Source organism: Mesorhizobium sp. P3_A2 (assembly GCF_056403115.1).
The window spans coordinates 289,115-309,433 of record NZ_JBFUGC010000003.1; the positions used below are offsets into that span (position 1 = coordinate 289,115).

21 protein-coding genes are annotated in these 20,319 nt (G+C 61.6%); 8 read left to right on the forward strand and 13 right to left on the reverse strand.

Features of this window, described 5'->3' with window-relative positions; genetic code table 11:
• Position 1: 1 nt before the first annotated feature.
• The gene (locus AC1DXM_RS08900; protein WP_477232708.1) at positions 2-619 is read right to left on the reverse strand and encodes a DUF1287 domain-containing protein; all 618 of its coding nucleotides are present in this window, start codon (positions 617-619) and stop codon (positions 2-4) included.
• A 212-nt stretch (positions 620-831) separates the two neighbouring features.
• Here AC1DXM_RS08900 and AC1DXM_RS08905 point away from each other — a divergent pair, with 212 nt between their 5' ends.
• Positions 832-2,034, forward strand: a complete 1,203-nt coding sequence (locus AC1DXM_RS08905; RefSeq protein WP_477232709.1) for a DUF2865 domain-containing protein — start codon at positions 832-834, stop codon at positions 2,032-2,034.
• On the opposite strand, the gene gltX is transcribed toward AC1DXM_RS08905, so the two are convergent.
• Together gltX and AC1DXM_RS08915 are read right to left on the reverse strand one after the other, a co-directional pair.
• Positions 1,952-3,325: a glutamate--tRNA ligase gene (gene gltX, locus AC1DXM_RS08910; RefSeq protein WP_477232710.1), complete on the reverse strand. Its 1,374-nt coding sequence runs from the start codon at positions 3,323-3,325 to the stop codon at positions 1,952-1,954. The genes AC1DXM_RS08905 and gltX overlap by 83 nt on opposite strands.
• Before the next feature lie 106 nt (positions 3,326-3,431).
• Positions 3,432-3,560, reverse strand: a complete 129-nt coding sequence (locus AC1DXM_RS08915; protein ID WP_477232711.1) for a hypothetical protein — start codon at positions 3,558-3,560, stop codon at positions 3,432-3,434.
• A 578-nt stretch (positions 3,561-4,138) separates the two neighbouring features.
• Here AC1DXM_RS08915 and AC1DXM_RS08920 point away from each other — a divergent pair.
• The 3 genes from AC1DXM_RS08920 (at position 4,139) to AC1DXM_RS08930 (ending at position 9,184) form a co-directional block, all read left to right on the forward strand.
• Complete coding sequence (locus AC1DXM_RS08920; RefSeq protein ID WP_477232712.1) at positions 4,139-7,912, forward strand: vitamin B12-dependent ribonucleotide reductase; 3,774 nt, start codon at positions 4,139-4,141, stop codon at positions 7,910-7,912.
• Positions 7,913-7,995: 83 nt separating this feature from the next.
• Complete coding sequence (locus AC1DXM_RS08925; RefSeq protein WP_477232713.1) at positions 7,996-8,616, forward strand: DUF5343 domain-containing protein; 621 nt, start codon at positions 7,996-7,998, stop codon at positions 8,614-8,616.
• Entirely contained in the window at positions 8,606-9,184 is a 579-nt protein-coding gene (locus tag AC1DXM_RS08930) for a Swt1 family HEPN domain-containing protein (RefSeq protein ID WP_477232714.1), read from the forward strand. The genes AC1DXM_RS08925 and AC1DXM_RS08930 overlap by 11 nt, the downstream gene beginning before the upstream one ends.
• A gap of 86 nt (positions 9,185-9,270) precedes the next feature.
• Here the strand turns inward: AC1DXM_RS08930 and AC1DXM_RS08935 are convergent, their stop codons facing one another.
• Together AC1DXM_RS08935 and AC1DXM_RS08940 are read right to left on the reverse strand one after the other, a co-directional pair.
• Positions 9,271-9,882: a hypothetical protein gene (locus AC1DXM_RS08935; protein WP_477232715.1), complete on the reverse strand. Its 612-nt coding sequence runs from the start codon at positions 9,880-9,882 to the stop codon at positions 9,271-9,273.
• Between the two features lie 24 nt (positions 9,883-9,906).
• A complete protein-coding gene (locus tag AC1DXM_RS08940) occupies positions 9,907-10,881 on the reverse strand; it encodes a DUF3592 domain-containing protein (protein WP_477232716.1) in 975 nt (324 codons plus the stop codon).
• Between the two features lie 249 nt (positions 10,882-11,130).
• On the opposite strand from AC1DXM_RS08940, the gene AC1DXM_RS08945 reads away from it, so the two are divergent.
• The gene (locus tag AC1DXM_RS08945) at positions 11,131-12,072 is read left to right on the forward strand and encodes a phosphoribosylaminoimidazolesuccinocarboxamide synthase (RefSeq protein ID WP_477232953.1); all 942 of its coding nucleotides are present in this window, start codon (positions 11,131-11,133) and stop codon (positions 12,070-12,072) included.
• A gap of 33 nt (positions 12,073-12,105) precedes the next feature.
• Here the strand turns inward: AC1DXM_RS08945 and AC1DXM_RS08950 are convergent, their stop codons facing one another.
• Positions 12,106-12,714 carry a class I SAM-dependent DNA methyltransferase gene (locus AC1DXM_RS08950; protein WP_477232717.1) on the reverse strand — a complete coding sequence of 203 codons (609 nt, stop codon included), beginning with the start codon at positions 12,712-12,714 and terminating at the stop codon, positions 12,106-12,108.
• A gap of 40 nt (positions 12,715-12,754) precedes the next feature.
• Complete coding sequence (locus AC1DXM_RS08955; protein WP_477232718.1) at positions 12,755-12,928, reverse strand: hypothetical protein; 174 nt, start codon at positions 12,926-12,928, stop codon at positions 12,755-12,757.
• Between the two features lie 104 nt (positions 12,929-13,032).
• On the opposite strand from AC1DXM_RS08955, the gene AC1DXM_RS08960 reads away from it, so the two are divergent.
• Complete coding sequence (locus tag AC1DXM_RS08960; protein ID WP_477232719.1) at positions 13,033-13,977, forward strand: LysR family transcriptional regulator; 945 nt, start codon at positions 13,033-13,035, stop codon at positions 13,975-13,977.
• A 4-nt stretch (positions 13,978-13,981) separates the two neighbouring features.
• Here the strand turns inward: AC1DXM_RS08960 and AC1DXM_RS08965 are convergent, their stop codons facing one another.
• Positions 13,982-14,485: a DUF2314 domain-containing protein gene (locus AC1DXM_RS08965; RefSeq protein WP_477232720.1), complete on the reverse strand. Its 504-nt coding sequence runs from the start codon at positions 14,483-14,485 to the stop codon at positions 13,982-13,984.
• A 155-nt stretch (positions 14,486-14,640) separates the two neighbouring features.
• Positions 14,641-15,726, reverse strand: a complete 1,086-nt coding sequence (locus tag AC1DXM_RS08970; protein WP_477232721.1) for a glycoside hydrolase family 25 protein — start codon at positions 15,724-15,726, stop codon at positions 14,641-14,643.
• A 234-nt stretch (positions 15,727-15,960) separates the two neighbouring features.
• Here AC1DXM_RS08970 and AC1DXM_RS08975 point away from each other — a divergent pair, with 234 nt between their 5' ends.
• A complete protein-coding gene (locus tag AC1DXM_RS08975; RefSeq protein ID WP_477232722.1) occupies positions 15,961-16,875 on the forward strand; it encodes a hypothetical protein in 915 nt (304 codons plus the stop codon).
• Between the two features lies 1 nt (position 16,876).
• Here AC1DXM_RS08975 and AC1DXM_RS08980 read toward each other — a convergent pair whose 3' ends face one another.
• Positions 16,877-17,074 carry a hypothetical protein gene (locus AC1DXM_RS08980; RefSeq protein WP_477232723.1) on the reverse strand — a complete coding sequence of 66 codons (198 nt, stop codon included), beginning with the start codon at positions 17,072-17,074 and terminating at the stop codon, positions 16,877-16,879.
• 119 nt (positions 17,075-17,193) lie between these two features.
• Positions 17,194-17,592: a GFA family protein gene (locus AC1DXM_RS08985; RefSeq protein WP_477232724.1), complete on the reverse strand. Its 399-nt coding sequence runs from the start codon at positions 17,590-17,592 to the stop codon at positions 17,194-17,196.
• A gap of 199 nt (positions 17,593-17,791) precedes the next feature.
• Here AC1DXM_RS08985 and AC1DXM_RS08990 point away from each other — a divergent pair, with 199 nt between their 5' ends.
• Complete coding sequence (locus AC1DXM_RS08990; RefSeq protein WP_477232725.1) at positions 17,792-18,826, forward strand: isopenicillin N synthase family dioxygenase; 1,035 nt, start codon at positions 17,792-17,794, stop codon at positions 18,824-18,826.
• 63 nt (positions 18,827-18,889) lie between these two features.
• Here the strand turns inward: AC1DXM_RS08990 and AC1DXM_RS08995 are convergent, their stop codons facing one another.
• Positions 18,890-19,846 (reverse strand): alpha/beta fold hydrolase, encoded by a 957-nt coding sequence (locus tag AC1DXM_RS08995; RefSeq protein WP_477232726.1) that lies wholly within the window; start codon positions 19,844-19,846, stop codon positions 18,890-18,892.
• 118 nt (positions 19,847-19,964) lie between these two features.
• Positions 19,965-20,213 carry a ParB N-terminal domain-containing protein gene (locus AC1DXM_RS09000; RefSeq protein WP_008875526.1) on the reverse strand — a complete coding sequence of 83 codons (249 nt, stop codon included), beginning with the start codon at positions 20,211-20,213 and terminating at the stop codon, positions 19,965-19,967.
• Between the last annotated feature and the right edge of the window lie 106 nt (positions 20,214-20,319).

A 20,319-nucleotide genomic window follows, 5' to 3' on the forward strand; every position in this document is an offset into this window, starting at 1 on the left:
CTTAGGCAGGCGCAAAGCGGTAATGCCCGGTCTGCCGGAAGGCGAACAGCGTGTCCTCCTGCCGGGCGCCCGCCCCGATATTGTGGATGACCAGCGGCCTTTCCGGCACGTCCGCCGAACGGTCGGATGAGACGATGACGATGTGCGGCAGGTTGCCTGGCAGCATCTGGGTGACGAGATCGCCCGGTTGAAAGTCGGCAAGGTGCTCACTGGCGGGCAAGGAAACGCCGTTGCGCGCGAAAAAGGTGGCTAGGTTGCCGACCCGGCGGTGATCGATGTTGCGGTCGGTCGCTTTCAGGCCCCAAATCTTCGGATAGGCGGCGAAATTGGCTGCCATATCCTCATGCACCAGCTTCTGCAGATCGAGCCGAAAGGCGCGGCGATAGGCGCGCACGATGACGTCGGTGCATACGCCCCGATCCGGCGCGACATCGCCGCCGGGATAGTCGAGACGGACATAGGTCGGATCGTAGAAGGTGGTCACGCCGATCTGCTCGCGCGCGGCTTCGACCAATGTGCTACGCCAGTCCGGCGCGGCCAATGCCTCCTGCGCGAGGGCGGGAGCCGCCAAGCACAACACACCGAACTGCAGGGCAGTTCGACGGCTAATCGTGGTCATGCCAGTCCCCGGGGGCAGCGCTTCATCGAAGCCTATTTTCCGGCCGATTGCGCCTTTTTCATGCAGCGACGGAGATCGCCCAGTTGCCACCTTATCCCAACGCCTCGTGCACCTCGTCTATGGGCTAAGACCATCTTTGGTTGTAGATTGAGGGAACGGTTAACCGCGAATCCGGTAGCATCGCGACAGGGCAGGCAAGCGGGGTTCGGACAATGACAGGCGGACGGTGGAAGCTGATGCACCTAGCTGCGCTGCTTGGCGCGCTTGTGCTTTCGGCCGTCGCCATCACCGAGCCGCAAGCCGCTTCGCGGGTCTGCCGGCAGCTGGAAGCCGAGCTTGCTTCTTCATCCAATGGCGGCGGCAATTCCGGCATGGTGCGGAAATACGACAACGCCATCGCCCGCCAGCTCGAACAGCTATCAAAGGTGCGCGGTCGTGCGAGCGATGCGAATTGCGGGTTTTCGCTGTTTTCGCGCAACGTCAGCCAATGTGCTGCGCTGAACAGCAGCATCGATCGCATGAACGCCAATCTCGACGCGCTGCAAGCCAAACGTGCCCAGCTTGCCGGCGGCGGCTCGCGGCGCGACCGCGGCCGCATCCTGGCCGCGCTCGACGCCAATGGCTGTCGCGACGAGCCGGTTGCGCCGCGCCGGCAGGAACCGGTGCAGGAAGCCAGCCGCGAACCGGACGACGGCAACCTGTTCGACCAGCTTTTCGGCGGCAACAGGCAGGTCGACACGCTCGACGATCCCGACGATCCCGGCGAGGAGCGCAATGTGCGCCGCGTGCTCAACCAGCCCGGCGTTCCGGATTTCCCGGCGGTCGGCGGCGAGTTCCATACGAGTTGCGTGCGCACCTGCGACGGCTATTTCTTCCCGATGTCGAATTCGGCCTCGCTCGGCGATTTCGAGCGCGACCAGAAGAACTGCGAATCGAGCTGCCCCGGCACCGAGATGCAGGTGTTCTATTCAAGCGGCATGGATGACGATTCGGCCAACATGACCTCGTCGGTAACCGGCAGGCCCTACAGCGAATTGCCGACGGCCTATCTCTACAAACAGCCCAACATGTCGCGGCCGCCGACCTGCGGCTGCAATGCGCAGGCTGGAAATTTCGAGATCATCGGCGGCAACCCGCCACCGCCCGAGCAATCTCAGCCTGATGTTGAGACGACGCCCTTCATTCCGCTGCCGGCGGCAAAGCCCGATCCGGGCGCGGATCCGGAGACGCTGGCCAACATGCAAGGCGGGCTCGACCGGGACGCCATCAAGCGCCTTGCCGTCAAACCGGTGGTGTCGCCGGTATCGCTGATCCCGCCGGACCAGCGCAAGGTCAGGGTCGTCGGGCCAGCGTTCCTTCCCGACCCAGCAGCGGCAATAGATCTGCAAGCTCCGGCCCGGAAGCAAGTCCGGTAAGCGCTAGCCTCAGCGGCATGAACAGCGCCTTGCCCTTGCGGCCACTTGCCTCCCTGATCCTGGCCGTCCAGTCCTTCCAGACAGTGCCGGTCCATGGCTCTTCCGGCAACAGGTCGAAGGCCTGCTGCAGGAAGTCGCGATCCTCGTCGGAAAACTCCGGCGCGGGCTGCGGTCCGTCGGCAAGGATACGCCACCAGCCGACCGCATCGCTCAGCCGGTCGATATTGCCGCGCACCGCCAACCAGAAAGGTTCGGCCTTGTCGCCGGAGATGCCGAGCACCATCAGCCGGTCCTGCGCTTCGGAAAACGGCATGTGGTGCATGAGCGCGCGGTTGAGCACGAACAGCTCGTCCGGGTCGAATTTTGCGGCCGATTTCGACGTTGCGGCGGGATCGAAGCGCTCGGCGAGCGCCGGCATGTCATGCATCGCCACGACATTTTCCGAGGTTCCGACAAGCACGGCCAGCGATGCCACCGCCATCGGTTCGATGCCGTCCTCGCGCAGGCTCTCGATCGACAGAGCGCCAGTGCGCTTTGACAGCCCCTCGCCCGAAGCCGTGGTCAACAGATTGTGGTGGCCGAAGACCGGCGGCTCTGCACCCAGCGCCTTGAACAGCGCGATCTGCACACCGGTGTTGGTGACGTGGTCGTCGCCGCGGATGACGTGGCTGACCCCCATGTCGATGTCGTCGACCACCGAAGGCAGCGTGTAGAGATAGGTGCCGTCCTCGCGCCGCAGCACCGGATCGGACAGCGAGGCCAGATCGACGGTCTCCTCGCCACGCACGAGATCGTTCCAATGCACTTCGGTGCGTTCCGGTTGCAGCGGGTCGCTGGTGAAGTTGGGCAGCAGGAAGCGCCAGTGCGGCCGGCGGCCGTCCGACCGGTACTCGGCGATCTGCTCCTGCGACAGCGTCAACGCCTCGCGGCCATAGACCGGCGGCAGGCCGCGTGTGCGGCGCACCTTGCGGCGCAGGTCGAGCTCCTCAGGGGTTTCGTAGCAGGGATAGAACACGCCGGTCGCCTGCAGCCGTTCCACCACCGCATCATAAGCCTCGAAGCGCCGCGACTGGTATTCGGTGGCGTCGGGGAAAATCCCCAGCCAGTGCAGGTCGTAGAGGATGGCGTCGGAAAATTCCTGCTTCGAGCGGGCAATGTCGGTGTCGTCGAAGCGCTGGATGAAACGGCCCTTGTTGTTCATGGCAAACAGCCAGTTGAACAAGGCGGTGCGGGCATTGCCGATATGAATGCGGCCGGTTGGTGAGGGGGCAAAACGGACGGTAACTGTCATGGGCGGGGCGTAACGGATGCTCTTAGGATTGACAAGACGCGCCCCCGCGCGACGCGCAAGACATAATGCACGCCAGCTAAAATGAAAAGGCTTGTAACGCCGGCACTTACCCCTCGCCGCGACGCCAGCCGAGCCGTGTCTCGATGCGGCTGGCGCTTTGCCTGACCAGAGCGGTCAGATCGGGGTCTTTCTGCCTGAGCTTCAGGTCGGGCACGACGATCGAGATCGGATCCAAGCGAATTCTGCCTAGGCGGTTTTCTGTCCCCGTTATCCACATATGTGACACACAAGATGTTGGGGTCACAAAAGCTACGCAAACGAATCCTTGACGACGCAAACCGAGTCGCCTTTTATGTGCCATGTGCTCTTGTTGAGGGCGCGACCGGAGAGTTCAGAGCCCGGTCTTTTTTCCCGGATTTTGTGCGTTTTTGCCCAGATTTCCGCCTGTTTACGAGGCTGGCGGAAGCGTTGGGATCGTGGGGGCTTGGGTGGCGAAAGGGAGAATTGTCGGACTGGAAAAAATCATCTGTTAACACTATATTTAGTGTTTGCAGGCAGTCTCGACGCTAGATAATGTGAACCTCCCTCGAACGAGGGAATCGATCAAAGTTTCAGTTGAGGGACCCGCAAGGGTCGGTCTGCAGCCCGGGCAAACGCTGGGGAAGGCGTATTGCTGTCTGCATGCCGGCACTTGCGAAAAGGAGAGTGCCGGCGCTGCTCGCAATGCCGGCAAATGGCGGACTGCGTTTTTCGGCTTGTGGGGCAGAAATCCCTGGGGAAAAGCGCTATATATAGACAAAAGGGACCGGACCAATGCGCATCGAGCGTCGCTTTACCAAGCCAGGACAATCAGCCTATGCGGAGATCGAATTCCGCAAGGCGCTTTCGGAGATCAAGAATCCGGATGGCTCGGTGGTGTTTCGTCTCGATAACATCGATGTGCCGGCGCAATTCTCCCAGGTTGCCGCCGACATTCTGGCGCAGAAGTATTTCCGCAAGGCCGGCGTGCCTGCGCGCCTGAAGAAGGTCGAGGAGAACGACGTCCCCTCCTTCCTGTGGCGCTCCGTCGCCGACGAGGCCGAGCTGGCCAAGCTGCCGGAAGCCGAGCGCTACGGTTCCGAAATCGACGCCCGCCAGGTTTTTGACCGGCTGGCCGGCACCTGGACCTATTGGGGCTACAAGGGCGGCTACTTCAAGTCGGAAGAAGACGCCCTCACCTTCCGCGACGAGCTTGCCTACATGCTGGCGACGCAGCGCGTGGCGCCGAATTCGCCGCAATGGTTCAACACCGGCCTGCACTGGGCTTACGGCATCGATGGTCCGAGCCAGGGGCACTATTATGTCGACCCGTTCACCGGCAAGCTGACCAAGTCGAAGTCCTCCTACGAGCATCCGCAGCCGCATGCCTGCTTCATCCAGGGCGTGCAGGACGATCTCGTCAACGAAGGCGGCATCATGGACCTGTGGGTGCGTGAGGCCCGCCTGTTCAAATATGGCTCGGGCACCGGCTCCAACTTCTCGCTGCTGCGCGGCGAAGGCGAAAAGCTGTCGGGCGGCGGCCGCTCGTCCGGCCTGATGAGCTTCCTGAAGATCGGCGACCGCGCGGCGGGCGCCATCAAGTCGGGCGGCACGACGCGCCGCGCGGCCAAAATGGTCATTGTCGACGCCGACCACCCCGATATCGAGGAATTCATCGACTGGAAGGTCAATGAAGAGCAGAAGGTCGCCTCGCTGGTCACCGGCTCCAAGATCGTCAAGAAGCATCTCGAAGCGATCATGAAGGCCTGCATCAATTGCGAAGGCAATGCCGACGATTGCTTCGACCCGGCGCTCAACACGGCGCTGAAGCGCGAGATCAAGGCGGCCAAGAAGTCGGCCGTGCCGGAGAACTACATCTACCGGGTCATCCAGTTCGCCAAGCAGGGCTACACCTCGATGTCGTTCAAGACCTACGACACCGACTGGGATTCCGACGCCTACCTCACCGTCTCCGGCCAGAACTCCAACAATTCTGTGTCGCTGAAGGACAATTTCCTGCGCGCCGTCGAGGACGATGCCGACTGGCACCTGACCGCCCGCAAGGACGGCAAGGTGCTGAAGACGCTGAAGGCCAGGGACCTGTGGGAAAAGATCGGCTACGCCGCCTGGGCTTCGGCAGATCCCGGCCTGCATTTCAACACGACGATGAACGACTGGCACACCTGCGCCTCGGCCGGTGCGATCCGGGCCTCCAACCCGTGCTCCGAATACATGTTCCTCGACGACACCGCCTGTAACCTGGCCTCGATCAACCTTTTGCCCTACCGCAATGCCGACGGCACGATCGACATCGCTGCCTATGAGCACACGGTGCGGCTGTGGACCGTCGTTCTCGAAATCTCGGTGATGATGGCGCAGTTCCCGTCGAAGGAGATCGCCAAGCAGTCCTACGAATACCGCACGCTCGGCCTCGGCTATGCCAACATTGGCGGCCTCTTGATGACGTCTGGCATTCCCTACGACTCCGACGAGGGCCGCGCCATCTGCGCAGCACTCACCGCGATCATGACCGGCGTCGCCTATGCCACCTCGGCCGAGATGGCCGGTGAACTCGGCGCCTTCGCCGATTACGACCGCAATGCGCAGAACATGCTGCGTGTTATGCGCAACCACCGCCGCGCCGCTTACGGCGAAAAGGGCGGCTACGAGAAGCTGGCCGTCAATCCGGTGCCGCTGGTCGCCTCTGACCTGAAGCAGCAGGATCTGGCCACACACGCCAAGGCCGCCTGGGACCGCGCCATCGAACTCGGCGAGGAGCATGGCTACCGCAATGCGCAGGCGACCGTGATCGCGCCGACCGGCACGATCGGCCTCGTCATGGATTGCGACACCACCGGCATCGAACCCGACTTCGCGCTGGTGAAGTTCAAGAAGCTCGCCGGCGGCGGCTACTTCAAGATCATCAACCGCGCCGTGCCGGAAGCGCTGCGCACGCTGGGTTACTCCGAAAGCCAGATCGCCGAGATCGAGGCCTATGCGGTCGGTCACGGCAACATGAACCAGGCGCCGGCGGTCAACCCCGGCTCGCTCAAGGCGAAGGGCTTCACCGACGACAAGATCGCGGCACTCAATGCGGCGCTGAAGTCGGCCTTCGACATCAAGTTCGTCTTCAACCAGTGGACGCTCGGCGCCGACTGGGTGAAGGAGACGTTTGGCTTCACCGACGAGCAGCTCAACGACTTCTCGTTCGAGATGCTGCCGGCGCTGGGCTTCTCCAAGAAGGACATCGAGGCCGCCAACATCCATGTCTGCGGTGCGATGACGCTGGAAGGCGCGCCGTTCCTGAAGGCCGAGCACCTCGCCGTGTTCGATTGCGCCAGCCCGTGCGGCAAGATCGGCAAGCGTTCGCTGTCGATCAACAGCCACATCCAGATGATGGCGGCGGCACAGCCCTTCATCTCGGGCGCCATTTCCAAGACCATCAACATGCCCAACGATGCGACGGTGGAAGACGCCAAGGGCGCCTACATGCTGTCGTGGAAGCTGGCGCTGAAGGCCAATGCGCTCTACCGCGACGGCTCAAAACTGTCGCAGCCGCTGAACTCCTCGCTGCTCGCCGATGGCGAGGACGACGAGGACGATGCAGTCGAGCAGCTGATCGCAGCACCTGCGGCAGCGCGCGCGGCGCAGATCACCGAGCGGATCGTCGAGCGCATCATCGAGCGCGTGTCGCGCGAGCAGGAAAAGCTGCCGGGACGCCGCAAGGGCTACACCCAGAAGGCAAAGATCGGTGGCAACACCATCTTCCTGCGCACCGGCGAATATGACGATGGCCGCCTCGGCGAGATCTTCATCGACATGAACAAGGAAGGCGCCACGCTGCGCGGCCTGCTCAACAACTTCGCCATCGCCATCTCGCTTGGCCTGCAGTATGGCGTGCCGCTCGACGAATATGTCCACGCCTTCACCTTCACCAAGTTCGAGCCGGCCGGCATGGTGCAGGGCAACGACGCTATCAAGAGCGCGACGTCGATCCTCGACTACGTGTTCCGCGAGCTCGCCATCTCCTATCTCGGCCGCAACGACCTCGCCCATGTCGACCAGTCGGACTTTTCCAACACGGCACTGGGACGCGGCATCAGCGAAGGCAAGACGGATGCGGTCTCCAAGGGCCTGACCCGTGGCGCCTCGCCGGTGAAGCTGGTGTCGCGAGTGACCGGCAGCGAGCCGAAGGGCTTTGCCGGCGCCGGCACCCCTGCCCGCTCGGCACCCACCGCCTTCTCCGGCTCCAACGTGCTGGCGCTGAAGCCGGCCAGCGACGAGGCGGTCGCCTACAAGCGCGACTATGAGGAGCGAGCCAAGGAATTGGCCGAGGACATCGCCTTCGAGGAGGACGCGGCTTCCACCGACGCCACCGCGGCGCTGTTCACCGACGCTGCAGCCAATGAAGCGGCCGAGGCAAAGAAACTCGCCGCCGACCGCCGCGCCAAGTCGCTGCTGCAAGGCTACACCGGCAATTCCTGCTCCGAGTGCCAGAACTTTACGATGGTGCGGAACGGGACTTGCGAGAAGTGCGATACTTGTGGCGCTACGAGCGGGTGCAGCTGACACCACGCCAAGAAACAAGCAGGTAGGCAAAATAAGCTCGCACCTATAAAGTAGGTGCGGGCTTATTTATTTGGGGGGACACTATGGGGCTTACCAACGCTTACCTAGTTGCTGCCGGGCGAGTTCAGGAATTTTTCAAAAGGATACAAGACGGGCAAGCACCAGAGCAATTCACAAGCCAACTTCTCAAGGATTGGGGGTTTGGATCTTCAAATGATCGCGCTTACATTCCTCTTTTAAAGGCGCTGGGCTTCTTGTCGCCAGATGGGAAGCCAACCTCACGATACCATGCATATCGTGACCATTCCCGATCAAAACAGGTAATGGCCGAGGCCCTTCGAGAGGCCTACTCCGATATATTCTTGATAAAAGAAAATCCAGGAGTAAGCGATAAAGTCACCATCAATGGCAAATTTAAGAGCTACCATAATGCAAGTGATAACACAGCATCTCTGATGACAAAGACATTTTTAAATTTGGCTGGACTAGCCGATTTTAGAAATTCGATACCGACGAAACAGCCGCCTCCGGAACCCAAAAAATCAGAAGTCCCGTCAGCTGATGCGACGTTGCAACCTATCAATCTGTCACCAAAAGACCTGAGCCTGAACTACAATATACAAATCCACCTTCCAGCGACCAAGGACGTGGAGGTTTACAATGCGATATTCAAGTCAATAAAGGAGCACCTTATTGACCACTAAGGATTTGAGGAACTTCCTATTTCGCGGGCTAATGTTCGAAGCGGAGGCAGCAAATTTTCAGGCGGCAGGGATACAAGTTGGTGCCGACCAAAGCGACGCTGAAGAACGCCTTCTCGCTGAGTCACTCGCGCCCTTTGGTATACAGAATCGGAACCGGGCTCTCGAGATGGCAAGGCTTTACGCTGTCCTCTTTTGCTTTGAGAACGAAATTCGTTCGTATATCCGAGATACTTTATCAGAGAAGGAAGGCGCGGATTGGGAGGCAAAGCTGCCTCCCAAAATTATTGCGCATGCTGAAAGTCGGCGCGATACAGCCATTAAAGACTCGTGGCTCGAGGGAGAAAAGACCGATCTCTTAGGATTTGTTGAGTTCGGTCATCTAGCCCAAATTATAATAAATAAGTGGGAGCACTTTCCGGTTATTCCGTCTCAACATTGGTTGAAGCAGAGGATGGACGAGATGGAGAAGGTGAGAAATTTTATCGCGCATAACCGCATGCTGCTTCCTTCGGAATTTGGCCGCCTGTATATGTATGTAAACGACTGGAATCGTGTAATCGGCCTATAATTCCTTGATTGAAATACTTTGCACACTCGAACGTTCTCTTGTTCGATGGAAACCTTCCTCGACCCAGATTAGTCTGTTCGAGGCACCTACCCCGCCGGCAACACCCGCAGCGTCTGCTCATCAAACAACGGTTCGTCCTGACCCACCCGGACGAACAGCACCTTCCGCCCCTCGCCCACCGGCACTTCGAAATACTGGATACCATCCGGCATTTCGCCCCAGTCGCCGCAGGGCGGTTCGGGGACCTCGTCATTGGCGGCCGCCTGCAGCTCCTTGGCATAGGCGGCGTCGGGCCTGAATGTGTAGCGTTTGACGCCGGCGGGCACGGTGCCCTCGGTGTAGGGCGCGAGCTCACAGCGGGCGCCGACGGCCTTGTCGGTCTTCTCCAGCAACAGGCGCAGCACGGCAGCTTCGGCGGTTTCGCCTGATTTGATGTCGAACACTTCGACCAGAGGATCGGCCGCGCCGCCATCGCTGAATTTGATGGCGAGTGCGTTGCCGATGAATTCGAAATGGATCTGGCGGAAGCCGAAATCGCAGCGCTGCGCCCAGGCGGCCAGACCGATCGCGTTGTCGGCCAGTTTCTCCCAGGCGCATTTGTCGACCGGCGGGCGCGACGGCGCCGGCTCGTCTGCGCGTGCGATGACGGATAGTGTTGCGGAGGCAAACAGGGCGCAGGCCCAGATGATTGATCTCATGGCGTTGTTCATCACTGCATCCTGTCAAAGAGTGGGCAGCAGCCCGACCAGCCACGCCGCGGCGCCGATAAAGCCAGCCGAACACACCCACAGCAGCCAGAGCCCGCGCACCCTGCATTCGAGCACCGATGAAGCTGGGTTGGCAGGGTCGTAGTGGACGTCGACCTTGCTGCCTTCGGCGTAGCGTTGCGACTCGCCCCGAACCAAGGCGGCCAGAGAAGCGGCGACCGCGGCGCCGAAGGTGACGCGGCTGGAAGTGTAGCGCCGACCGGCAACCTCATAGCTGTAGACGATGCGGGACCGAAAGGCGCGGCGCCAGCGTTGGGAGCCGCCATCGATCCGGACCGTCTCAACTTCCGAAGCATCGATGCGGCCGGCGGCAACGGGCCATTTTGTCGACCGCCTTGCAAGAACCTTCTGGGCTATCCCCATGAGCAGGATGAACAGGCCCATGAAAAACAGAACCATCGCGATGCCGAGTTTTTCCGGCTTGGGCAGGAACGGCCTGATAGCCTCCAGAACACCACCGGTAGAAAACACCAGCACCGCGGAACCGATCACCAGCCCGGCAGACAGCTTGACCATGAATTTGAAGGCGCCGTCCGGCAAGGTGCGCTCTATCACCGCTTTGCTGTGATCGGCCGGGTTATAAAACACCGTCACCTCGGCGCCTGTGGGAAACTGCGCCAGGGTTTCATCGACTTCGAAATTGCCGAGATTTTCCTTCACACTGTAGCGCGAGCCGCGGTATTTCTTGCCGGCCACTTTGTATTCGAAGGTGATGGCGGGAAAATTTCGGATTTCGGTGACCTTCTCGCTGTCGGCGCCGACACCCGAGACCCTCACCTTGCGCGCCTCGACGCGCGACGAGATGATCTTGCCCGGCGTCGGCAGCCAGTGGCTCATCGCCTGCACCTCGCGCCATTTCACGAAGGTGATGAGCGACAGACAGGCCGCGATCACGCAGAAAAACCCGACGACCAGAAATTGCAGTTCCACCCGTCCCCGCTCCCCCAGAATTGCAGGAAGCTTCAAATAGACAGCACGGCGACGGCAATGTCTTGTTTATTCGCAAAAGCCGGCACATTCGGAATGGCGGCATGCCATGCCGATCGATTGATGGGGCTGACGTGGGGCGGGCTTTTCTACAGGCGATTGCCGTCTGTTCGGTATCGAAGCGCCATCGACTTTGTTAATAGTCGCCCCGGAAACTCACGTCGTTGGGAGCCACGACACCGAATGACAGCACTGCGCGTTCTCTCCGATGCCTTCATTCCGGAATTGCCGAACCACTACAAAGGCAAGGTCCGCGAGAATTACGATCTGCCGGATGGCCGCCGCATCATCATCGCCACCGATCGGCTGAGCGCCTTCGATGTCATCCTGACCGCGATCCCGCTCAAGGGCGAGCTGCTGACGCAGACGGCGCGCTACTGGTTCGAGGAAACCGCCGATATCTGCCCGAACCATGTGCTCGACTATCCCGACCCCAATGTCGTCGTCGGCACGAGGCTCGACATATTGCCGGTGGAAATCGTCGTTCGCGACTACCTCGCCGGGACCACCAGCACCTCAGTACTGACGAAATACAAAAACGGTGAGCGCGACATGTACGGCATCCGCCTGCCGGACGGACTGCGCGACAATGAGAAGCTGCCGCAGGCCATCATCACGCCGACCAGCAAGGCGCTCGATGGCGGGCATGACGAGCCTTTGACGCGCGACGATATCCTGACGCGCGGCCTGTTGTCGGAAGAGCAATGGGACACCGTCTCCCGCTATGCGCTGGCGCTGTTTGCGCGCGGCAAGGCGCTGGCCGCCAAACGCGGCCTGATCCTGGTCGACACCAAATACGAATTCGGCACGAACAAGGACGGCACGATCATCCTTGCCGATGAGATCCACACGCCCGACTCCAGCCGCTACTGGCTCGCGGAAAGCTACAAGCAGCGTTTCGAGGCTGGCGAGCGGCCGCAGAGTTTCGACAAGGATTTTATCCGCGCCTGGGTCACGGCGCGTTGCGATCCCTACAAGGATCGTATTCCGAAAATCCCGGCCGAGCTCATCGAGCAGACGTCGCGGGTCTATACCCAGGCCTACGAAACCATCACGGGGAAGCACTTCGTTGCGGATACGTCGGGAAAGACGGTGCTTGACCGCATTCGCGAGAATTTGAAGCCTTATTTCTGATGGCGGCTGGCGGCCTGGCAACAGGATCTCGCGTTATGACGGCCTCACAGCGAGGAAGGTGGTCCACTCCTCGCGATCGCGGCCGACGTTGAATTCATCCCCGACAAGGATCAGCCCGGCGCTCTCGAGGCGGGCCGCGAAGTCGTCCCTGCGCCAGTAGACGGTATGATACTCGTCGCTCTTCTCGCCATCGCCAATGCGCATCGATACGAGGAAGGCGCCGCCCGGCCGCAGCGACCCGGCAATCTTGGCAAGCACCCGGTCGGTCTGCTCGCGCGGCACATGGATCAGGACGCACAAAGCGAGCACCGCGTCATAGGGGCCGCCGAGATCGTCGGTGATGAGATCGAGAACCTCACCGTGCTTGCCGCGTGCGGCCTGCAGCTCGAGAAACCGCTTTGTTGCGTCGGTGCGCCGGACCTGAGCGCCGAGCCCCTCGACAAAGTCCGCATCGTATCCCGGTCCCGATCCGACTTCCAGAATCCGTCCGCCTTTGCCGGCGATCTCCACGAGCCGCTTAAGCCATTTCTGTTCCCTTTGGTTCGGAACATGCCGCACGATGGCATCGTAGCGTTCGGCATAGTCTTCATAAGCGTTGATCGTTTGACGGCTCTTGGCCAGATCCTCGGACAGCACAGTCATCTTTCCCTCCCTCGTATCTTTTCAGGTCAAAACAGCTTGCCTAGCGAATGGTGCCGGGAGGCACGCGTCCGTCAAGCATACCGATATCCCTAAGGAAATGATCCGACAGCGAGCGGTGGTCGAGCAGGCCGCGCTTGCGGGGTCTGAACGGCGCGGTGAAGAGGTCGAGCATCGGGCGGCGAAGCGTGTTGTAGAGAGCGATTGGGGTGGTCATTGCTGTGTCCTCCAGGGTTTGATCTGATGGACGCAACATGCCGTTTTCCCGGCTTGGTTTCCAATCGAACGTCGCGTAGTATGCATCAGGAGGATTGATGCGTCATGAGCTGGGAACTGCCGCCATTAGGGGCTATCAGGGTGTTTGAGGCCGCGGCGCGGCTTGGCAGCTTCACCAAGGCGGCCGAAGAACTCGGCATGACCCAGTCAGCCGCCAGCTATCAGATCAAGGTGCTGGAAGAACGCGCCGGAACGCCGCTTTTCATAAGAAAAACAAGGCAGATCGCCTTGACCGAGGCTGGACAGCAGCTGGCGCCGCACGCATCCGGCGCATTCTCGGCGCTGGCCGATGCTTGGGTCGCCACCAAGGGTGGAGCCACCGGCGTGCTGTCGGTGACAACCATGGAAACCTTCGCAACGAACTGGTTGGCCGTGTGGCTTGGAACATTCCAGCTGATGCATCCAGACCTCGCCGTGAAGGTGAATACATCCCAGGGGCTTGTCGATTTCACGCGCGGCGACATGGATGTCGGCATCCGCACCGGCTCCGGAAAATGGCCCGGCCTGACGGCGCATTATCTGTTCAAGGCGGACTACACACCGATGCTCAGCCCAAAGCTCGCCGAGAGCGTCGGCGGCATCCATCGCCCCGAAGATCTCTACAAGGTGCCGCTATGCTGTGCCGACGATCTGTGGTGGGAAATCTGGTTCAAAGCGGCCGGCGTGCCGTTCGAGCCCGATCGCATCATGGCAGGCCCGAAACTGGGTACACAGGCTTATGATGCAATGGCGGCGCTGACCGACAAGGGCGCCGCGATCCTGACCAAGAACCTTTACAGCGCCCTTTTGGCCAAGGGCCAGTTGATACAGCCATTCGACGTGCTTGGATCCGATGGCGACGGCTATTGGCTGGTGCATCTGGAGACCCGGCGCAACACACCCAAGATCAAGGTGTTCCGCGACTGGGTGCTGGCGCAAACGGCAGAGATACGCGAGCACGAGCGGCGCGATGTCCCTCAAAGCGTGGCGATGGAGCTCGCCCGCGCCTAGGTCCTCAATCCTTGAAGGTGAACCCGTATTTTGCAACCTGCTCTTTCGGCATGTCCGCAAGCGCCTGGCGGGTGGTGTAGCCGCCGTAGATCACCTTGCCGTTCTTGATCATCCAGTCCTCGACGTCGGCCTCAGTCACCGTCATCCTGTCGCCCATCTTGTACTTGTTGCCGTTGACCGGCACGTCGGCGAGCAGGCCGATATAGGAGCCGTCGCTGTAGCCGACCAGCTGCATCCAGATATGCTCGGTGGCGCCGTTCTGGGTGAGCGGGAATTTTACCGTGTAGGTGCCGGGCGTGCCGGCGTCCATCAGCTCTTGGAAGCGCTTGAGCGTAGAGCGGCCGCTGTCCTTGGCAGCCTGCATCGCCTTGTCCTCGGTGGAATAGGACACGACGTTTTGCTTCGACTCCGCCAGCGAGTCGCCACCACCCGCCATATGCCCGAGCGAATTGAAAAACCCGTAGCCGACAGCGGCGACAACAGCGATGGCCACAACTGGATTGCGCATGGACCCCTCCGAAACCCGATCACGGGCACGTTACCGGAAGGCTGTTGCGATACCGCTAAAGGACAGAGTGAGCGGATCCTTAGCGCGACGCTGAAAATTCAACCCAAGGCGTCGCCCAAATGGCCACGGCCGGCGAGTGGTTAGCTCCCGCGTCCTCAGTTGGCGTCGGCGACGGTCATCTGTCCGCCTGCCCATGCCCGCCAGGCGCGCTCATCACCGTGGAAGACGTTGAGGTCGATGCGGCCGGTCACACCGTGCGACAGGCCGGAACCGGAATACTGCCAGAACAGCCATTTGCGGCCGGGATAGACTTTTGAGGGGTGCCGCGCCACAGCGCGCAGCCAGAACGGATAGTCTGGAAAGGCGCCCTTGAGATTGTCGCGGTAGAAATCGGGGCTGGTGTAGATGATGGGCCGCTGGCCGTAATGGCGCTCGAGCTTGTCCATGAACACCTGCATCTTCTCCAGCACCGTGGCACGCGACGGCCGCCGCTTGCAGGAGGATTCGCCGTTCCATTCGACATCGATCACCGGCGGCAGCGCGCCGTCCATCTTCGGCACATTGCGGATGAACCAGTCGGCCTGCTCGCCGGCGGTGCGGCACCAGTAGAAGAAATGATAGGCGCCGCGCTTCAGCCCGGCGGCGTCGGCATTGCGCCAGTTCTTCATGAACATCGGGTCGAGATGGTCGCCGCCATCGGTCGCCTTGATGTAGGCGAAATTGGCGCCCTGGGCGCGCAGCTTGCTCCAGTTGACGTTGCCCTGCCAGCGCGAGACGTCGACGCCATGCACGGCGAGATAGCGCGGCGACGCCTTGCCGAAATTGATCGGCTTGGCATCGCGAAAGCCGTAACGGGTGACCGGCGAGGCCAGCATGGCAGGCGCCGCGCGGGTCAGCCGCTTCGGCGGCGACATCAGCGCAACCGGCTCAAGCTGCGGGCTGGCGTTGCCATCGGCCGAAGGCGCGTCCGCGACAATCGCCTCCTCTTCCTCGACCATCGAGAATGGTGGCGCATTGTCGGCCACGGCATTGTCGGCCACAGTGTTGTCGACCACCATGTCGGACCGCATTGGCGCGAGGTCGGCGGTCTCCACCGGAGCCGCCGCGACCGGCGCTCTTGGCCGCACGACCGAACTGGTGGTCTCATTCGACGGCTGCAAGTCGTCGATGCCCGCTGTGGACGAGCAGCCGGCAAGGCACAGCGATGCCACCATAAAACCGACGACGCCTGAAATCCGCATCTGGACCTGTACGCAAAACACAACAGACCGAAGGCAGAAGGACGCCGCCGGACAAACCGGCTTCGATTACTAACGATAAATTACCAACAAAGTTTGAATCAAATATTAGCCATAAACCAGCGACCCGTCGCGGCCCTCCCTTCTCCCCTCCTGTCCCCAATCCCGCTTGACAACGTTCGTGTTTATATTACCCTCCTAACCTTACATTGTAAGGTAACAAGCCGGGAGGAGGTCATGTCGTCCGACGCACTGTCCGAATTGCAACCCGTTGCCCTGCCCGAACCGCATCAACCTGCCCTCGCAATGGAGGACGTCTCCCGCGATTTCAGCCGCGCCATCGAACGCGCCGAGGTCAATGCCTGGCTGGACCTTTATCGCGCCGCTCCCGCCGACTTTGCCGCGCGGCTCGGACTGTCGATCGCCGAAGACGGCAATCTGGTCTGGACCACCTGCACGACGATCCCGTTCATCCATTTCAACTGCGTGAAGAATTTCGGCGTCGATGGCCCGGCCACCGAGAGCCAGCTTGACGCGCTCTTGGCGCATTACCGCACCGCCGGCATTGCGAGGCCGTGGTTCTATGCCAATCCGAACGCCGAGCCCTCTGCGCTTAGACGCTGGCTCGAGGCGCGCGGCCTGCAGCGCCTGAGTGGCTGGGAACGGATTTTTCGCGAGGCAGCACCTCTGGCGGCTGAACCGCTGTTCCCGATCGAGGGCGTTTCGGTCGAGCGCGTGACGCCGGCAACGGCAAGCGAATGGGCAGGCTTCATCGACAGCCAGTACCGGCTGCCGACCTCACCATGGCTGCTGACGCTGGTCGGCCGACAGGGCTGGCATCACTACGTGGCGCGGCGGGACGGTGCGGTGGTGGCTGTGCGCTCGCTGTTCATCGGCGTTGACGGCACAGCCTGGAGCGGCATCGACGCGCCGGTGCCCGGCATCATGGCGCCAAGCTTCGATCTCGATGCCATGCTCGGCGACGCCATGGTGCGCGACGGCCTGGCGGCCGGCGCGAAGCTGTTTGTCGCCGACATCGAAGCGCCGCACCCCGACCGCGACGGTCCGGCCTATCGCAACTATGCGCAGCTCGGTTTCAAGCTGGCCTATTTCCGCAGCCATTACAGCTATTTGCCGGCAAACTCGGGCTGACCTATCTGCCCAACCACTGCCGCAGGCAGGTCTTGGCGACGACATGCGCCGGCGGCACCAGCGGCCCATAGACGGCAGGGCGACGTGCGCGTTCGAGCAAGACGCGCACCTGTTCGGGCTTTATGCGGTCGCGCTCCATCACCAGCAGGACCATCGGATCGCTCAAAAGCTCGTCCAGGGTGTTGATTCTGTCGCTCATCGGTCGCCTCCTCGAATACCAGACCCGCAGCCGATAGATAGGCAGGCAATCATGGCCCGCCAATGACGTTTTGCCGGCTATGTCGTGTTTTCGGGATTACTTTCTCGTAAGGCCCGGCGTCAGTTCGGAGGCGGCGCGCCTTCATAGTGCGGCAGGCCGTCATCGAGCCGCAGCCAGGGCTGCTTCGAGGCGGTCCACATGTGCATTTCCGGCTTGAACAGCGAAGGATCGTCGAGCGAGCCGGTGGTGATGCCGACAATCCCGGCGGAGTCGCGTCGGGAAAACAGCGTCGTGCCGCAGGCGGCGCAAAAGCCGCGCTTGAGGTCCGGCGAGGTGTTGACCGTCGCCACCTGCCCCTCGACCGTGACATCATCGATGCGAAACAGCAGACGCGCGTTGAAGGCCGCGCCGATCACCTTCTGGCAGCGCCGGCAATGGCAGACGCGCTGGTTGAGCGGCTCCGCTTCGGTGCCGTAGCGCACTACCCCGCACAGGCACCCACCCTGATATTTCGCCATCACCTGAATCCCATCGCGCTGAAGGTCCCTGGAAGGTAACGACAGACACCTTTCGGTCAATTGAAAAACCCTGATGGCGCGATCGATTGCCTTGATACGACCGATGGACCGCCACTGGCCCAACCTCAGATACCGGCGAAGGATTGACACCCGGCCGGCCGCCGCGCCTGCTTGCCCTGGGCCGACCGGGAGGGACATCATGGCGCAGGACATCGAAACCATTGCCGTCGCGGATCTGTTCGGGCCGCCCTCGCCCGGCCGCGAGCGCACCGACGCACGGATCCTGGCCGCCGCCTCCGGCATCGGCTTCATGGCGATCCGCGATTTTCCGGGTGACGACTGGCTGACACGGGACAAGCGGGCACAGTTGCTCAACATCTTTGCCTTGCCCAATGCCGAGAAGGCAAAGCTGCTGCGCCGGAATTTCGACCACACGAAGAAGAACGTCTATCGCGGCTGGTTCCCGCTGCAGCCGACTGCCGTCTCCTACAAGGAAGGCATCGACATGGGGCCGGACATTGCGCATGCGCAAACCGCCGGCTCCAACGACGCGGACGACCCGTTGCGCGAGCCGACGCCATTGCCATCCGAAGCAGCGTTGCCCGGCTGGCGCGCTTCTGCCGCCAGCTATTACCTGGCTATGGAAGCGCTCGGCAACGCGCTGATGTGCTCGATCGCGCGCGGCCTCGGCCTGCCGGAGACAATCTTCGACGCGGATTTCTACGGCGGCATCTCGACGCTGCGGCTGATCCGCTATCCCTTGCGCGATGCCAACATCAGCGTCGATCTGAGCGGGCCAGAATTTTCCGTCGTCCACAAGGGCGAGACGCGCACCATCATCGGTCGCGAACATGCCGATTCCGGCTTCGTCACATTGCTGGCGCAGGACGGTGTCGAGGGGTTGCAGGCAAAAAACCTTGCCGGCGAATGGATCGACGTGCCGCCCGCCGACGGCACGCTGGCGGTCAATTTCGGCCAGTTGCTCGAGCGCTGGACCGGTGGGCGCGTGCGCGCGACGCGGCACCGGGTGATCGCGCCGAAGACTGCGCGCTATTCGATCCCGTTCTTCTACGAACCGCGCGTCGATGCGGAGATCGCGCCGCTGCCGCTGGCGGGTGCTGCCCCTTTCGAGCCGTTCCTCTATGGCGACTATCTCTGGGAACAGGCGACGAATTTCGTCGAGATGAGCGGCATCAAGCATTTGCGCGAGCCGCGCCGCGCCAAGGCTTCGTAGCTTCGCAGGCACAGAAAAGCCGGCCGTCTCGCTGGAGACGGCCGGTTTCAACTTTCGGCAGACCTACTCGGTTTCGCTGACGACTTCGTCCCAGGTCTTCACCTTGGTCTCGCCGTTGAGGAAGGGCAGCGCAGCGGCCGTCAGTTCCGGCGCGAAGAAGACGTCGTAGTGGGTGCGGTTCGGAATGATGGCCAGCCGGTTCTGCGACAGGTTCTCGCGCATCCAGCCGGCATCTTTCAGCCCACCGCCGAGCATCTGGTAGAACTTGATCTCGTGCTCGGGCTTGTACATGTCGCTGTCGCCATAGGCGAGCATGACCGGCATCTTCAGCTTCGCGACATCGGCGGAATAGTCGTAGTCCTTGCGCATGAAGTTGCCCAGCGCGTCGAGGAGTTTCGGGAAGTCTTCCGGATACGGCGCCACTGCAACGTAGGACTTGTACATCGGGGTGTCCTTCATGAACGGCGCGGCAGCGGCACTCACCTGCGCCTGTTGCGGACGCATCTCGTCATAGAAGCCATTGGCGGCGTAGCCGGTCGACACCAGGACAAGCCTGCGTATTGTCTCGGGGTGCTGGACGGCCATGCGGAAGGCGACGCCGCCGCCCAGCGAATAGCCAAGCACGTCGACCTTGTCGTAGCCGAGCGCCTTGACGACATCAGCCATGTCGTCGCCGATCGCCTCCAGGCTGAATGGCCGGTCGCCAAGCGCCGTGCGGCCATGCCCCTGCAGGTCCACGCCTATGACCGTGCGGTTCTCGGCAAGCTTGGGCAGGATCGGCGCGAACATGTCGATCGAGCCGAGACCGCCATGCAAGAGAAGCAGCGGCTCACCCTTGCCGTAGACGGCGTAATAATAAGACAACCCGTTGATAGGCAGCAGGCCGGACCTTTCCGGCGTCGGCATGGCATTGGTCTCGGTCGTCATGGCGGTCTTCGTCTCCTCTGCATTGGTCAGGCCCGGTGCCGCGAACAAGGCCGCAACCGAGGCAACCATGGCGAAAAAAATCGATCTGGACATGTGTCAGTCTCCTCAGGATCTGCCCCAAGGACGAGCGGGCACGCCGCACGCCGACACGCTCCGGGAAAAAATCTGCGGAGCGTCGGCCCGCTGTTGTTGATCGGTCGGAGGCTGCGCCTCAGTGGCGCTTGGCTTGCACCAGATAGGCGTCGATCTCGGTTTCGCCGAGCCATTTGGCGGCTTCCAGCCGATGCAGGCCCTCGACGAGGATGTGACGCTTGCCGTCATGACGGACCTGGATCGGCGTCTTCATGCCGTTTTCCAGAATGTCCTCGGCCAGATGCCGGACCGTTTCGGGATGCAGCGTTTTCTTGCGCGCCGTCGGCACGTAGATGTCGTCGACCTTGACCTTCTGCACTCTCAGCATGCCGGCTCCCGAGACGGAAAATACCGCCTCGCCTGAGATAGTCGGTTTGCCGGGTGCGGCCAAGAGCGGCTAAGCAATTGCTGGCCCGATCGTTTCCATTTGACGC

Bases quoted from the DNA above. Each gene is read 5' to 3' on its own strand.
- AC1DXM_RS08925 (WP_477232713.1), top strand. From the start codon at position 7,996: ATGGGGCTTACCAACGCTTACCTAGTTGCTGCCGGGCGAGTTCAGGAA.
- AC1DXM_RS08955 (WP_477232718.1), bottom strand. From the start codon at position 12,928: ATGACCACCCCAATCGCTCTCTACAACACGCTTCGCCGCCCGATGCTC.
- AC1DXM_RS08970 (WP_477232721.1), bottom strand. From the start codon at position 15,726: ATGCGGATTTCAGGCGTCGTCGGTTTTATGGTGGCATCGCTGTGCCTT.
- AC1DXM_RS08995 (WP_477232726.1), bottom strand. From the start codon at position 19,846: ATGTCCAGATCGATTTTTTTCGCCATGGTTGCCTCGGTTGCGGCCTTG.
- AC1DXM_RS08900 (WP_477232708.1), bottom strand. From the start codon at position 619: ATGACCACGATTAGCCGTCGAACTGCCCTGCAGTTCGGTGTGTTGTGC.
- gltX (WP_477232710.1), bottom strand. From the start codon at position 3,325: ATGACAGTTACCGTCCGTTTTGCCCCCTCACCAACCGGCCGCATTCAT.
- AC1DXM_RS08935 (WP_477232715.1), bottom strand. From the start codon at position 9,882: ATGAGATCAATCATCTGGGCCTGCGCCCTGTTTGCCTCCGCAACACTA.
- AC1DXM_RS08975 (WP_477232722.1), top strand. From the start codon at position 15,961: ATGTCGTCCGACGCACTGTCCGAATTGCAACCCGTTGCCCTGCCCGAA.
- AC1DXM_RS08905 (WP_477232709.1), top strand. From the start codon at position 832: ATGACAGGCGGACGGTGGAAGCTGATGCACCTAGCTGCGCTGCTTGGC.
- AC1DXM_RS08960 (WP_477232719.1), top strand. From the start codon at position 13,033: ATGAGCTGGGAACTGCCGCCATTAGGGGCTATCAGGGTGTTTGAGGCC.
- AC1DXM_RS09000 (WP_008875526.1), bottom strand. From the start codon at position 20,213: ATGCTGAGAGTGCAGAAGGTCAAGGTCGACGACATCTACGTGCCGACG.
- AC1DXM_RS08920 (WP_477232712.1), top strand. From the start codon at position 4,139: ATGCGCATCGAGCGTCGCTTTACCAAGCCAGGACAATCAGCCTATGCG.
- AC1DXM_RS08950 (WP_477232717.1), bottom strand. From the start codon at position 12,714: ATGACTGTGCTGTCCGAGGATCTGGCCAAGAGCCGTCAAACGATCAAC.
- AC1DXM_RS08965 (WP_477232720.1), bottom strand. From the start codon at position 14,485: ATGCGCAATCCAGTTGTGGCCATCGCTGTTGTCGCCGCTGTCGGCTAC.
- AC1DXM_RS08980 (WP_477232723.1), bottom strand. From the start codon at position 17,074: ATGAGCGACAGAATCAACACCCTGGACGAGCTTTTGAGCGATCCGATG.
- AC1DXM_RS08985 (WP_477232724.1), bottom strand. From the start codon at position 17,592: ATGGCGAAATATCAGGGTGGGTGCCTGTGCGGGGTAGTGCGCTACGGC.
- AC1DXM_RS08990 (WP_477232725.1), top strand. From the start codon at position 17,792: ATGGCGCAGGACATCGAAACCATTGCCGTCGCGGATCTGTTCGGGCCG.